Source organism: Mycobacterium sp., assembly GCF_046330795.1.
GTDB lineage: Bacteria > Actinomycetota > Actinomycetes > Mycobacteriales > Mycobacteriaceae > Mycobacterium.
Map to the genome: position 1 here is coordinate 328898 of NZ_JAXLSA010000003.1, position 14988 is coordinate 343885.

8 protein-coding genes are annotated in these 14988 nt (G+C 67.0%); 7 read left to right on the forward strand and 1 reads right to left on the reverse strand.

Annotation, left to right across the window (positions count from 1 at the left end):
- The first annotated feature begins 63 nt into the window (after nt 1-63).
- A complete protein-coding gene (rplJ, locus tag U0R18_RS13030) occupies nt 64-687 on the forward strand; it encodes a 50S ribosomal protein L10 (protein ID WP_526368921.1) in 624 nt (207 codons plus the stop codon).
- A gap of 56 nt (nt 688-743) precedes the next feature.
- Nucleotides 744-1136, forward strand: a complete 393-nt coding sequence (gene rplL / locus U0R18_RS13035) for a 50S ribosomal protein L7/L12 (protein ID WP_526368923.1) — start codon at nt 744-746, stop codon at nt 1134-1136.
- A 58-nt stretch (nt 1137-1194) separates the two neighbouring features.
- On the opposite strand, the gene U0R18_RS13040 is transcribed toward rplL, so the two are convergent.
- Nucleotides 1195-1890, reverse strand: a complete 696-nt coding sequence (locus tag U0R18_RS13040) for a TetR/AcrR family transcriptional regulator (protein ID WP_526368925.1) — start codon at nt 1888-1890, stop codon at nt 1195-1197.
- A 107-nt stretch (nt 1891-1997) separates the two neighbouring features.
- Between U0R18_RS13040 and U0R18_RS13045 the strand changes: the two genes are divergently transcribed.
- The 5 genes from U0R18_RS13045 to U0R18_RS13065 all read left to right on the forward strand — a co-directional run bounded on the left by U0R18_RS13045 (nt 1998) and on the right by U0R18_RS13065 (nt 14937).
- Nucleotides 1998-3515, forward strand: a complete 1518-nt coding sequence (locus U0R18_RS13045; protein WP_526368927.1) for a carotenoid oxygenase family protein — start codon at nt 1998-2000, stop codon at nt 3513-3515.
- Nucleotides 3516-3609: 94 nt separating this feature from the next.
- On the forward strand, nt 3610-4650 hold the full coding sequence (locus U0R18_RS13050) for an ABC transporter ATP-binding protein (protein ID WP_526368929.1): 1041 nt from the start codon (nt 3610-3612) through the stop codon (nt 4648-4650).
- Between the two features lie 485 nt (nt 4651-5135).
- On the forward strand, nt 5136-6989 hold the full coding sequence (locus U0R18_RS13055) for an alpha/beta hydrolase family protein (protein ID WP_526368931.1): 1854 nt from the start codon (nt 5136-5138) through the stop codon (nt 6987-6989).
- Between the two features lie 406 nt (nt 6990-7395).
- Nucleotides 7396-10905 carry a DNA-directed RNA polymerase subunit beta gene (gene rpoB / locus U0R18_RS13060; RefSeq protein ID WP_526368933.1) on the forward strand — a complete coding sequence of 1170 codons (3510 nt, stop codon included), beginning with the start codon at nt 7396-7398 and terminating at the stop codon, nt 10903-10905.
- Nucleotides 10906-10980: 75 nt separating this feature from the next.
- The gene (locus tag U0R18_RS13065; RefSeq protein ID WP_526368935.1) at nt 10981-14937 is read left to right on the forward strand and encodes a DNA-directed RNA polymerase subunit beta'; all 3957 of its coding nucleotides are present in this window, start codon (nt 10981-10983) and stop codon (nt 14935-14937) included.
- Nucleotides 14938-14988 lie beyond the last annotated feature (51 nt).

Genomic DNA, 14988 nt, shown 5'->3' on the forward strand with positions numbered 1-14988 from the left:
CGCTCGTTCGGTGCGAACACACACATAGCTACGCAGAAGCTTTTACTAACCGAGGAGGCATGCATGGCCAAGGCTGACAAAGCCACTGCCGTTGCAGAGATCACCGAGCAGTTCAAGGCCTCGACTGCGACCGTCGTCACCGAGTACCGCGGCCTGAGCGTGTCCAGCATGGCCGAACTGCGGCGCTCGCTGGGCTCCGGAACCACCTACACCGTCGCCAAGAACACGCTGGTCAAGCGTGCGGCGACGGAGGCGGGGGTCGAGGGCCTCGACGAACTGTTCGCCGGCCCGACCGCCATCGCGTTCATCAGCGGTGAGCCGGTCGAATCCGCGAAGGCCCTGAAGAAGTTCGCCAAGGACAACAAGGCGCTCGTCATCAAGGGCGGCTACATGGACGGCGCACCGCTGTCCGTGGCCCAGGTCGAGGCGATCGCGGACCTGGAGAGCCGCGAGGTGCTCCTGGCCAAGCTGGCCGGCGCGATGAAGGCCAACCTGTCCAAGGCCGCCGGGTTGTTCGCCGCTCCGGCATCGCAGGTCGCCCGGCTCGCCCTGGCGCTGCAGGAGAAGCGGGCCGCCGACGGGGAAACCCTGCCGGCCGCCGATGCTCCCGCCGACGAGGCTCCGGCCGAGGTTGCAGAGGCCCCCGAGGCCCCCGAGACCGCAGCCGACACCGAGACAACCGAATAAACCAACAACAAACAGCACCAACCGGGTAATACCGAAAACCCTAGAAAGGACCCATCATGGCAAAGCTGTCCACCGATGAACTGCTCGACGCGTTCAAGGAACTGACCCTGCTCGAGCTCTCCGAGTTCGTCAAGAAGTTCGAGGAGACCTTCGAGGTCACCGCGGCCGCCCCGGTCGCCGTTGCCGCGGCCCCGGCCGCCGGTGGCGCCGCTCCCGCCGAGGCCGGCGAAGAGCAGTCCGAGTTCGACGTCATCCTCGAGGGTGCCGGCGACAAGAAGATCGGCGTCATCAAGGTCGTCCGCGAGATCGTCTCCGGCCTGGGTCTCAAGGAGGCCAAGGACCTCGTCGACGGCGCTCCCAAGCCGCTGCTCGAGAAGGTCAACAAGGACGCCGCCGAGGACGCCAAGGCCAAGCTCGAGGCCGCCGGCGCCACGGTCACCGTCAAGTAGTTCACAGCTCTACCGCAAGGAGCCCCCGGACGTCCGGGGGCTCCTTCGTTTCTCCGGGTCAGCCCCAGCCCGCCGCCACCATCGAGGCGGCCAGCCGCTCCGGTGAATCACCCATGGCCACCAGAAGATTCGCCAGGAGCCGGCCGAGCACCGAGATCAGCGCGCCGCCATCGACGGCGTCGCCGTAGTACCCGGCGAGTTCGAGCATGACGTAACCGTGGATCGTGCTCCAGAACTGCGCCGAGGTCGACACCACCGCCGCGTGATCGTCGGCCGCCGCGGCGGTGATCCGTCCCGCCGTCATGCAGCGGTGCACCACCGCCGTCAGCTTCGCGAATGCCGCGTAGTGCGCCTCGATGTCCCCGGCCGAGGCGGTCAGCACGTTGCGGGCCGGGGCGTCGATCCCGTGGGCGCTGGTGCTGCCGAACATCAGCCGGTACAGGTGCGGCCGCCTGATCGCGAACCGCCGGTAGGCGGTTCCGCAGGTGATCAGGTCGGCGACCGGATCATCGGTCTCGCCGACGGTGATCGCGGCGTCGAACTGGCGCCGGCCCTCTTCGGCGACCTCGGCGATCAGTCCCCGCATGCCGCCGAAGTGCGTGTAGACCATCATCGTCGAGGTCCCTGCCGCCGCGGCCACCTTTCTGACCTGCAGGGCGTCCGGGCCGTGGTCGTCGAGCAGGCCGACGGCGGCGCGCAGCATTTCCGCGCGGGGGTCCGGCCCCGTCGCCGCCATTGCAGTTCTCGAGTCCATCGCCGTCCTGGAGTCCGACCGCCGTCCTTGAATCCGTCGTTGCCATGGTCGCACTCCGGGCGTACGGTCTGGAGAGCACCCGAATAACAATGTTATGAAGGGATCCCATGACCACGATCGAGAACCGCCCCGACGTCGTCGAAAACCCCTACCTGGAGGGTTACCTGGCGCCGGTGGACACCGAGATCACCGTCGAGGCGGCCGACCTCGAGGTCACCGGCTCCATCCCCGACCACCTCGACGGCCGGTACCTGCGCAACGGCTCCAACCCGGTGGGCAAGGTGAACCCCGCGATCCAGCACTGGTTCCTCGGCGACGCCATGGTGCACGGCCTGGCACTGCGCGACGGCAAGGCGCAGTGGTACCGCAACCGGCTGGTGCGCACCCCGGCGGTGTCGCGGGTGCTGGGCGAACGACCGGTGCCCGGGCTGGATCCCCGGGCCGGCATGTTGGGCGTCGGACCCAACACCAATGTGCTGACCCACGCCGGGCAGACGCTGGCGCTGGTCGAGGGCGGTGGCGCGCAGTACCGGCTGACCGAGGACCTCGACACGCTGGGCACCTGCGACTTCGGCGGCACGCTGTTCGGCGGCTACACCGCACACCCGCACCGAGACCCGAGAACCGGTGAGCTGCACGCGGTTTCCTACTCGGCGGCGCGTGGCCACACCGTCCAGTACTCCATCATCGACACCACCGGCCGCGCGCGCCGCACGGTCGACGTCGAGGTGGCCGGCTCGCCGATGATGCACGATTTCTCGCTGACCGACGACTACGTCGTCATCTACGACCTGCCGGTCACCTTCGACGCTGCCGAGATGGCTCCCGGCGTCGCCCCCAAATGGCTGCAGGCGCCCGTCCGACTGGCCCTGCAGGCACTGGTCGGCAGGGTCCGGGTGCCCGATGCGCTGACCACCCGGATGAACGCCGAGACCCGCCGTCCGGCGCGGATGCCGTTCTCCTGGAACGAGAAGTATCCGGCCCGGATCGGGGTCATGTCGCGCAGCGCCGTCGAGGACGGCGGTCAACCCCCGGTCCGGTGGTTCCAGATCGAGCCGTGCTACGTGTTCCACCCGCTCAACGCCTACACCGAGGACCGCGCCGGGCACGAGATGCTGATCCTCGACGTGATCCGGCACGACCGGATGTTCGACCAGGATCGGCGCGGGCCGGGGGAGAGCAACGCGACGCTGGACCGCTGGGAGATCGACCTCACCGCGGGCTCGGTGCATACCGAGACACGCGACGACCGGGGTCAGGAATTCCCGCGGATCAACGAGGCGCTCACGGGCACGCGGCACCGGTTCGGCTACACCGTGGGCCTCGACGGCGGGTTCGGCGGCGGCAAGGAACTGCGCACCGCCGTGTACAAGCACGACTACAACACCGGTGCGGCGCAGAGTGCAGCGCTGCCGGACCGGCTGTGGGTCGGCGAGATGGTCTTCGTCGCCGACCCCGATCCCCGGGGCGAGGACGACGGAGTCCTGCTCGGATTTGGGCTGGACCGCGAGACGGACCGCGGCCAGCTGCTGATCCTCGATGCGCCGACGCTGGAGACCCGTGCCACGGTGCAGCTGCCGCAGCGCATTCCGATGGGGTTCCACGGCAACTGGTGTCCCAGGTAGTGACAAACTCAGTGCCGGATTTCGCCGTGCGCTACAGTGACTCAAGCCACAGGTCGAGCTGGGCGATCGTCGCTGATCATCGGAAGGAATTCGCGTGGGTATTGGCATCCAGGTGGAGGGGCTGACCAAGTCCTTCGGGTCCCAGCGAATCTGGGAAGACGTCACGATGGATATTCCGTCCGGTGAGGTCAGCGTGCTCCTGGGGCCGTCGGGTACCGGTAAGTCGGTGTTCCTGAAGTCCCTGATCGGTCTGCTGCGCCCGGAGCGCGGCAAGATCATCGTCGACGGCACCGACATCATCCAGTGCTCGGCCAAGGAGCTCTACGAGATCCGCACGCTGTTCGGCGTGATGTTCCAGGACGGCGCGCTGTTCGGCTCGATGAACATCTACGACAACACCGCATTCCCGCTTCGTGAGCACACGAAGAAGAAGGAATCCGAGATCCGCCAGGTCGTGATGGAAAAGCTGGACCTGGTGGGTCTGGCCGGCGACGAGAACAAGTTCCCCGGTGAGATCTCCGGCGGTATGAAGAAGCGCGCCGGGCTGGCGCGCTCGCTGGTGCTGGACCCGCAGATCATTCTCTGCGACGAGCCGGACTCCGGTCTGGACCCGGTTCGTACCGCCTACCTGTCGCAGCTGCTGATCGACATCAACGCGCAGATCGACGCGACCGTCCTGATCGTGACGCACAACATCAACATCGCCCGCACCGTGCCGGACAACATGGGCATGCTGTTCCGCAAGCACCTGGTGATGTTCGGGCCGCGTGAGGTCCTGCTGACCAGCGAGGAGCCCGTCGTCAAGCAGTTCCTCAACGGCCGCCGGATCGGCCCCATCGGCATGTCCGAGGAGAAGGACGAGTCGCAGATGGCCGAGGAGCAGGCCATGCTCGACGCCGGTCATCATGACGGTGGCGTCGACGAGATCGAGGGCGTGCCACCGCAGTTGACGCCGACGCCGGGTATGCCCGAGCGTCAGGCGGTCGGCCGTCGTCAGCAGCGGGTGCGCGAGATCCTGCACACCCTGCCCCCGGCCGCGCAGGAAGCCATCCGGGACGAACTCGACGGCACCCATAGGTTCCCGGTGCACCAGTTCGCCACCGATACCGCTTCGCCGAGCCGCGACAACGGCTGATCGGCCACTTCTCTGCCGGTGCCGGTGGCGCCGGCTACTTCTGCTGTCCCCGTCGTCGATACGCGGTGATTTGTGGAAGTGGGATCTTTGCCACGGGTTGCGCATCCTAGCAAAGCGTGAGAGCCTCGCCTAATTCAGCGAACCGCGTACTTTTTGCAATTTGCTGAGTTATCTTCAACACGGCGGGGGTCAGTGCAGAAGGGTGCCAAATGTCGGGTTTGGCTGTTGATGGTCGCCATCGTGGTTCATTTGTCGGTACCGGATGTTCTCCGGGTGTCGAATCGCCCTGCGCCGTAACCTGATTGCCCATTTTTCCCGGGCGACGGTTGACGAGTCCCCTCCGCTCGGGAGCTGGAATCCACCACCTGCTGTGTGCGCTTCGGCGCTGCCGCCGGTTGGTGCGGCCCACCTGAATCCGTCTTCCTTTCCCCATTCGCGCGTTCGCGCACATCTCTTGGCGCAGTTCAGATCAGCAGGAGTTCGACGTGGCAGTGACCAAGCAGCAAAAATCCTGGCTCCCCGTGGGCGTCGTCAGCGCAGGGGTGGGCCTCGTGCTTGCCGTGGCGCCCATCGCGATGGCGACCACCGGGACCGAAGGCGACAGCGGAGGCACCGCCGCGGTCGACCAGAACACGTCCAGTGGCGCTACCGCCGGGACCAAGGCCGATGCGACGGGTTCGGCCGGGGCTCCCACGGGTACCGCCGGGGCTGCCACGGCCTCAACTGGTGACAAGACCGACACGGCGGCCGACACCGACGACACGTCGGGCGGTGTCGGTGAGGACGACGACACCGACAGCGCGACCGAGCCGAGTACCGGGGGCACCGCGTCGGAGGCAGCGGCCGCGAGCGCCACCGTCGGCGCCACCGAAACCGCCGCCCCCACCGAAACGGCCACCGAGACGGAGACCGAGACCGCCACCGAGACGGCCAGCCCGACCACCGAGGCGGCCGCCGAGGCCGAGACCGGCGTCGTGGTCGAGACCGGAGCCGGCGTCGCCCCCGAGGCGCGGACCGACCCATCGGCCACGCAGTCCGCCGAGGTGGCGGCATCGCCGACGGCCAGCGCGGAACCCGAAGCCGCCGCCGCGGACGACACCAGCGCAGACGAGAAGACCGAGACCTCGGCCCCGACGGCCGAGCTGGTGGCCGAGACGGTTGCCGCGCTGGCCGCGACGGCCGAGCAGTCCGACACGGATGCCGCCGAGGCGGCTCCGGCCGCGGCGACGCTGGTGATGACAGCGGCCACCAGCGATCTGACGTCGGTCGCCAGCAGCCCGAATCTGGTCAGTCTGCTCGGTTCACTGGTGTTCGGGATGTGGACCGCTGTCCTGCGGCTGTTCGAGGGATTCCCGTCGTTGCCCGCCGGCAGCACCGTCAACGTCCGTCAGTCGTCGCTGACGATCGACGTGGCCGGCGGAACCACGGTCCCGGCCTACTGGTATTTCCCCGCCGACGCCAACCCCGACCGACTGATCGTCCTTCAGCACGGCTTCCTGGCCAGTGCTCCGATGTACAGCTACACCGCCGCGACCCTGGCGCAGAACACCCACAGCATCGTCGTCACCCTGTCGCTGAGTTCGAACTTCCTGGACGCCGACGGTGCCTGGATCGGCGGTGACGCGCTGCAGCGTGCGTTCGCCAAGCTGCTCGAGGGCAACCGGACCGAGTTGACGCGGAGTGCCACCGCCGCGGCCGGGCACACTGTCGTGCTACCCACCGAGTTCGTCCTCGCCGGTCATTCCGCCGGCGGTGGTTTCGCTCTCGGCGTGGCCAATCATCTGGATGCCGCCGCTATGAGCAACCTGGCCGGGATCCTGATGTTCGACGGGGTGGCGATGGGCACCGTGACCGCCACCGAACTGATCTCGTCGCTGCCGGCCGACCTGCCGATCATGCAGATCGCCGGGCTGTCCTACGGCTGGAACCTGTACGGCGACACCACGCTGGCGTTGTCCCAGGCCAGGCCAGGTCAGTTCAACGGCGTCGAATTGAGCTGGGGCCGGCACATGGACAGCATGCAGAGCGGCAACGCGTTCGTCGGCATCTTCGTCCTGTCGCTCCTGGAGTTCTCGCTCCCGCAGAATGTCGATGCCATCCAGTCCCTGGCGTCGACATATGTGAACAAGATGTTCACCGGCGCCACCGACTACGGCACCCCCGGTCAGACGTTCACCATCTCCACGGCGCACGGAACGGCCACTGCGTTGCCACTGCCGGGTTCGGCGGGATCGCTCTGGATCCTCGATGCGCTGCTGAAGAGCGCCTACCTCTTCGTTATCCGCCTTGCGCAGGAATTGGCACTGGGCACGGAATCCTCGGTCGCGACGTCGGTATGAGGGGAGCTCGGATCAACGACATCAGGACCGGCGTGAACACTTGACGGAACGCGCCGGAGCCGTCAATCTGTTGGGCAGCATGTTCGTGTGGTCCAGGAGTAACGGTGGCGTAGAGGTGGCCAGCCAGCCAGCGCGTCCGTCGCTCGATCCACCCGGATGCTGTATGCACGGCATTTGAGGAATGCCCGGTTGGTGAAATATCCGACCGTGCGCTATCGTTGGACGTTGCGCTGGCTGCCTCCTGCCCACTCACCGTTCCGACCTGCACTGGCCTGAGTTCTGCTCAGTCATCTCGTTGCGTGCCGTGGTCCGGTTGCCATCCAGCCGAACCGACGCAGATTAAGCGGCTCCACGCCCGGCTCACCGCCGGTGCCGAAGGTCGCGTGAGGTGCTGGAAGGACGCATCTTGGCAGTCTCCCGCCAGACAAGTTCCGCTTCTACTTCTTCTCGAACGAGCTCCGTTCCCGGGGCGCCCGATCGCATTTCCTTCGCCAAGCTCCGCGAACCCCTCGAGGTTCCGGGGCTGCTCGACGTCCAGACCGAGTCGTTCGAGTGGCTGATCGGCTCGCCGGCGTGGCGTGAGCGGGCGATCGAGCGCGGCGAGGTCGACCCCAAGGGCGGTCTCGAAGAAGTGCTCGACGAGCTGTCGCCCATCGAGGACTTCGCCGGCAACCTGTCGCTGACCTTCTCCGATCCGCGCTTCGACGAGGTCAAGATGCCCGTCGACGAGTGCAAGGACAAGGACCAGACCTACGCGGCGCCGCTGTTCGTCACCGCTGAGTTCATGAACAGCGAGAGTGGCGAGATCAAGAGCCAGACCGTGTTCATGGGTGACTTCCCGATGATGACCGAGAAGGGCACCTTCATCATCAACGGCACCGAGCGTGTCGTGGTGAGCCAGCTGGTCCGCTCGCCGGGTGTCTATTTCGACGAGAGCATCGACAAGTCCACCGAGAAGACGCTGCACAGCGTCAAGGTGATCCCCGGCCGCGGCGCGTGGCTGGAGTTCGACATCGACAAGCGCGACACCGTCGGTGTGCGCATCGACCGCAAGCGCCGCCAGCCGGTCACCGTGCTGCTCAAGGCGCTGGGCTGGACCAGCGAAGAGATCCGCGAGCGGTACGGCTTCTCCGAGATCATGATGGGCACCCTGGAGAAGGACAGCACCTCCAATCAGGACGAGGCGCTGCTGGACATCTACCGCAAGCTGCGCCCGGGCGAGCCCCCGACCAAGGAGTCCGCGCAGACCCTGCTGGAGAACCTGTTCTTCAAGGACAAGCGCTACGACCTGGCCCGCGTGGGCCGCTACAAGGTCAACAAGAAGCTGGGCCTGAACACCGACAAGCCGGTCGGCAGCGGGTCCAACACGCTGACCCCGGAGGACATCGCCGCCACCATCGAGTACCTGGTGCGTCTGCACCTCAACTCGCAGACCGGCCAGGCCACCCCGATGACCGCCCCCGGCGGCGTCGAGGTGCCCGTCGAGGTCGACGACATCGACCACTTCGGCAACCGTCGGCTGCGCACCGTCGGCGAGCTGATCCAGAACCAGATCCGGGTCGGCCTGTCCCGCATGGAGCGCGTCGTCCGCGAGCGGATGACCACCCAGGACGTCGAGGCGATCACGCCGCAGACCCTGATCAACATCCGTCCCGTCGTGGCGGCCATCAAGGAGTTCTTCGGCACCAGCCAGCTGTCGCAGTTCATGGACCAGAACAACCCGCTGTCCGGCCTGACCCACAAGCGTCGCCTGTCGGCGCTGGGCCCCGGCGGTCTGTCCCGTGAGCGCGCCGGCCTCGAGGTCCGCGACGTGCACTCGAGCCACTACGGCCGGATGTGCCCGATCGAGACCCCGGAAGGCCCGAACATCGGCCTGATCGGATCGCTGTCGGTGTACGCGCGGGTCAACCCGTTCGGCTTCATCGAGACGCCCTACCGGAAGGTGTCCGGCGGTGTCGTCACCGATCAGATCGACTACCTGACCGCCGACGAGGAGGACCGCCACGTCGTGGCGCAGGCCAACTCGCCGCTGGACGACGCCGGCCACTTCACCGAGGACCGCGTGCTGGTTCGTCGTAAGGGCGGCGAGGTCGAGTACGTCTCCTCCACCGAGGTGGACTACATGGACGTCTCGCCGCGCCAGATGGTGTCGGTGGCCACGGCCATGATCCCGTTCCTCGAGCACGACGACGCCAACCGCGCCCTGATGGGTGCCAACATGCAGCGCCAGGCGGTTCCGCTGGTGCGCAGTGAGGCCCCGCTGGTCGGCACCGGCATGGAGCTGCGTGCTGCCATCGATGCCGGTGACGTCGTCGTCGCCGACAAGGCCGGTGTCATCGAAGAGGTCAGTGCCGACTACCTGACGGTGATGGCCGACGACGGCACCCGCCAGACGTACCGGATGCGCAAGTTCGCCCGCTCCAACCACGGCACGTGCGCCAACCAGCGCCCGATCGTCAACGCGGGTCAGCGGGTGGAGGCCGGCCAGGTCGTCGCCGACGGTCCGTGCACCGAGAACGGCGAGATGGCGCTGGGCAAGAACCTGCTCGTGGCCGTCATGCCGTGGGAGGGCCACAACTACGAGGACGCCATCATCCTCTCGCAGCGCCTGGTGGAGGAGGACGTCCTGACGTCCATCCACATCGAGGAGCACGAGATCGACGCCCGCGACACCAAGCTGGGCGCCGAGGAGATCACCCGGGACATCCCGAACGTCTCCGATGAGGTGCTGGCCGATCTCGACGAACGCGGCATCGTCCGCATCGGCGCCGAGGTCCGCGACGGCGACATCCTGGTCGGCAAGGTCACCCCGAAGGGCGAGACCGAGCTGACGCCCGAAGAGCGCCTGCTGCGCGCCATCTTCGGCGAGAAGGCCCGCGAGGTCCGCGACACCTCGCTGAAGGTGCCGCACGGCGAGTCCGGCAAGGTCATCGGCATCCGGGTGTTCTCCCGCGAGGACGACGACGAGCTGCCCGCCGGCGTCAACGAGCTGGTCCGCGTCTACGTGGCCCAGAAGCGCAAGATCTCCGACGGTGACAAGCTCGCCGGCCGCCACGGCAACAAGGGCGTCATCGGCAAGATCCTGCCGGTCGAGGACATGCCGTTCCTGCCGGACGGCACCCCGGTCGACATCATCCTGAACACCCACGGTGTGCCCCGTCGGATGAACATCGGCCAGATCCTGGAGACCCACCTCGGGTGGGTGGCCAAGGCCGGCTGGAATATCGAGGGATCACCCGAGTGGGCGGCCAACCTGCCCGAGGGCATGCAGTCGGCGGAGCCGGACAGCATCGTGAGCACCCCGGTGTTCGACGGTGCGCGCGAGGAGGAGCTGCAGGGCCTGCTGGGCTCGACGCTGCCGAACCGCGACGGCGAGGTCATGGTCGACGGCGACGGTAAGGCGAATCTGTTCGACGGCCGCAGTGGTGAACCGTTCCCGTACCCGGTGACGGTCGGCTACATGTACATCCTGAAGCTGCACCACCTGGTCGACGACAAGATCCACGCGCGTTCGACGGGCCCGTACTCGATGATCACCCAGCAGCCGCTGGGCGGTAAGGCGCAGTTCGGTGGCCAGCGGTTCGGCGAGATGGAGTGCTGGGCCATGCAGGCCTACGGCGCCGCCTACACGCTGCAGGAGCTGTTGACCATCAAGTCCGACGACACCGTCGGACGCGTGAAGGTCTACGAGGCCATCGTCAAGGGCGAGAACATCCCCGAGCCGGGCATCCCGGAGTCGTTCAAGGTGCTTCTCAAGGAACTGCAGTCGCTGTGCCTCAACGTCGAGGTCCTGTCCAGCGACGGTGCCGCGATCGAGATGCGCGACGGCGACGACGAGGACCTGGAGCGCGCTGCGGCGAACCTGGGGATCAACCTGTCGCGCAACGAGTCCGCGTCCGTGGAAGACCTTGCCTGAGGTTCTCCGCCCAACACTGCCTGAAGCCAAAATTTCTATCCCGCTGTGTTCCCCGCGGGAGAACGGGAGTTACACGTGCTAGACGTCAACTTCTTCGATGAACTCCGCATCGGCCTGGCCACCGCGGACGACATCCGCAACTGGTCCTACGGCGAGGTCAAGAAGCCGGAGACCATCAACTACCGCACGCTCAAGCCCGAGAAGGATGGGCTGTTCTGCGAGAAGATCTTCGGACCGACTCGCGACTGGGAGTGCTACTGCGGCAAGTACAAGCGCGTGCGCTTCAAGGGCATCATCTGTGAGCGCTGCGGCGTCGAGGTGACCCGCGCCAAGGTGCGCCGTGAGCGGATGGGCCACATCGAGCTGGCCGCGCCCGTCACGCACATCTGGTACTTCAAGGGTGTGCCGAGCCGGCTCGGCTACCTGCTGGACCTGGCCCCGAAGGATCTCGAGAAGATCATCTACTTCGCCGCCTACGTGATCACCAGCGTCGACACCGAGATGCGGCACAACGAGCTGTCCACCCTCGAGGCCGAGATGGTCGTCGAGAAGAAGGCCGTCGAGGATCAGCGCGACGCCGACCTGGAGGCCCGGGCCCAGAAGCTCGAGGCCGACATGAAGGAGCTCGAGGACGAGGGCGCCAAGTCCGACGTCAAGCGCAAGGTGCGCGACGGCGGCGAGCGCGAGATGCGTCAGCTGCGCGACCGGGCCCAGCGTGAGCTGGACCGGCTCGACGAGATCTGGACCACCTTCACCAAGCTGGCGGTCAAGCAGCTGATCGTCGACGAGAACCTCTACCGCGAGCTGGTGGACCGCTACGGCGAGTACTTCGAGGGCGCCATGGGCGCCGAGTCGATCCAGAAGTTGATCCAGAACTTCGACATCGACGCCGAAGCCGAGTCGCTGCGCGACGTCATCAAGAACGGCAAGGGCCAGAAGAAGCTGCGCGCGCTCAAGCGCCTCAAGGTCGTGGCCGCGTTCCAGCAGTCCGGCAACTCGCCGATGGGCATGGTGCTCGACGCCGTCCCGGTGATCCCGCCGGAACTGCGCCCCATGGTCCAGCTCGACGGTGGCCGCTTCGCCACCTCCGACCTGAACGACCTGTACCGCCGCGTGATCAACCGCAACAACCGGTTGAAGCGACTGATCGATCTCGGCGCGCCCGAGATCATCGTCAACAACGAGAAGCGGATGCTGCAGGAGTCGGTGGACGCGCTGTTCGACAACGGCCGCCGTGGCCGGCCCGTCACCGGGCCGGGCAACCGTCCGCTGAAGTCGCTGTCCGATCTGCTCAAGGGCAAGCAGGGCCGGTTCCGCCAGAACCTGCTGGGCAAGCGCGTCGACTACTCCGGCCGTTCGGTCATCGTGGTCGGCCCGCAGCTCAAGCTGCACCAGTGCGGCCTGCCCAAGCTGATGGCCCTCGAGCTGTTCAAGCCGTTCGTGATGAAGCGCCTGGTGGACCTGAACCACGCGCAGAACATCAAGAGCGCCAAGCGGATGGTGGAGCGTCAGCGCCCGCAGGTGTGGGATGTCCTCGAAGAGGTCATCGGCGAGCACCCGGTGCTGCTGAACCGCGCGCCCACGCTGCACCGCCTCGGTATCCAGGCCTTCGAGCCGATGCTGGTGGAGGGCAAGGCGATCCAGCTGCACCCGCTGGTCTGCGAGGCGTTCAACGCCGACTTCGACGGCGACCAGATGGCGGTGCACCTGCCGCTGTCCGCCGAGGCGCAGGCCGAGGCGCGCATCCTGATGCTGTCCTCGAACAACATCCTGTCCCCGGCGTCGGGCAAGCCGTTGGCCATGCCGCGTCTGGACATGGTGACCGGCCTGTACTACCTGACCACCGAGGTTCCCGGTGCCGCCGGCGAGTACGCCCCCGCGGGCAAGGACACCCCGGAGACCGGTGTGTACAGCAGCCCGGCCGAGGCCATCATGGCCAAGGACCGTGGTGCGCTGTCGGTCCGCGCCAAGATCAAGGTGCGGCTGACCCAGCTCCGCCCGCCGGCCGAACTCGAGACCGAGCTGTTCGGTGCCGACGGCTGGCGCCCGGGTGATGCCTGGATCGCCGAGACCACGCTGGGCCGGGTGCTCTTCAACGAGCTGCTGCCGCTGAGCTATCCGTTCGTCAACGAGCAGATGCACAAGAAGGTCCAGGCCCGGATCATCAACGATCTGGCCGAGCGCTTCCCGATGATCGTGGTGGCGCAGACCGTCGACAAGCTCAAGGACGCCGGGTTCTACTGGGCCACCCGAAGTGGTGTCACCGTTTCGATGGCCGACGTCATCGTGCCGCCGGAGAAGCAGGAGATCCTCGAGCGTTACGAGGCCGAGGCCGACGGCATCGAGAAGAAGTACCAGCGCGGCGGCCTGAACCACCAGGAACGCAACGACGCCCTGGTGAAGATCTGGCAGAAGGCCACCGAAGAGGTCGGCGAGGCGCTGCGGGCGCACTACCCCGAGGACAACCCGATCATCACGATCGTCGACTCGGGCGCCACGGGTAACTTCACCCAGACGCGCACCCTGGCCGGCATGAAGGGTCTGGTGACCAACCCGAAGGGTGAGTTCATCCCGCGGCCGATCAAGTCCTCGTTCCGCGAGGGCCTGACGGTGCTGGAGTACTTCATCAACACCCACGGCGCGCGTAAGGGTCTGGCCGACACCGCGCTGCGTACCGCTGACTCGGGCTACCTGACCCGTCGCCTGGTGGACGTGTCGCAGGACGTCATCGTCCGCGAGGACGACTGCCAGACCGAGCGCGGCGTCACCGTCACGCTGGCCGAGGTGCAGGCCGATGGCTCGCTCATCCGCGATCCGCATGTCGAGACCTCGGCGTTCGCCCGCACCCTGGCCGCCGACGCGGTCGACGAGAACGGCAACGTTGTCGTCGAGCGCGGACACGACCTGGGCGATCCGGCGATCGACGCGCTGCTCGCCGCCGGTGTCAGCACGGTGAAGGTCCGCTCGGTGCTGACCTGCACCAGCGGCAACGGCGTGTGTGCCAAGTGCTACGGCCGTTCGATGGCCACCGGCAAGCTGGTCGACATCGGTGAGGCGGTCGGCATCGTGGCCGCGCAGTCCATCGGTGAGCCCGGCACGCAGCTGACCATGCGTACCTTCCACCAGGGCGGTGTGACCGGAGGCGCCGACATCGTCGGTGGTCTGCCCCGTGTGCAGGAGCTGTTCGAGGCGCGTATCCCGCGCAACCGGGCTCCCATCGCCGACGTCACCGGCCGGGTCCGGCTGGAGGAGAGCGACAAGTTCTACAAGATCACCATCGTCCCGGATGACGGCGGCGAAGAGGTCGTGTACGACAAGCTCTCCAAGCGCCAGCGGCTGCGCGTGTTCAAGCACGACGACGGCAGCGAGCGCCTGCTCGCCGACGGCGACCACGTCGAGGTCGGGCAGCAGCTCATGGAGGGCTCGGCCGATCCGCACGAGGTGCTGCGTGTCATGGGCCCGCGTGAGGTGCAGGTGCACCTGGTCAACGAGGTCCAGGAGGTCTACCGGGCCCAGGGTGTGTCCATCCACGACAAGCACATCGAGGTGATCGTCCGGCAGATGCTGCGCCGGGTGACCATCATCGACTCGGGTTCCACGGAGTTCCTGCCCGGTTCGCTCACCGAGCGCGCCGAGTTCGAGACCGAGAACCGCCGGGTGGTGGCCGAGGGCGGCGAGCCCGCCGCCGGCCGGCCGGTGCTGATGGGTATCACCAAGGCCTCGCTGGCCACCGATTCGTGGTTGTCGGCGGCGTCGTTCCAGGAGACCACCCGTGTGCTGACCGATGCGGCGATCAACTGCCGCAGCGACAAGCTGCAGGGTCTGAAGGAGAACGTGATCATCGGCAAGCTGATCCCGGCCGGTACGGGCATCAACCGGTACCGCAACATCGCGGTGCAGCCCACCGAGGAGGCCCGCGCTGCGGCGTACACGATCCCGTCGTACGAGGATCAGTACTACAGCCCGGACTTCGGCCAGGCCACCGGCGCCGCGGTGCCGCTGGACGATTACGGCTACAGCGACTACCGCTAGCGTTTCTACGCCGAGCAGACGTAAAGGCCCCCATTTCCTTCGGGAAATGGG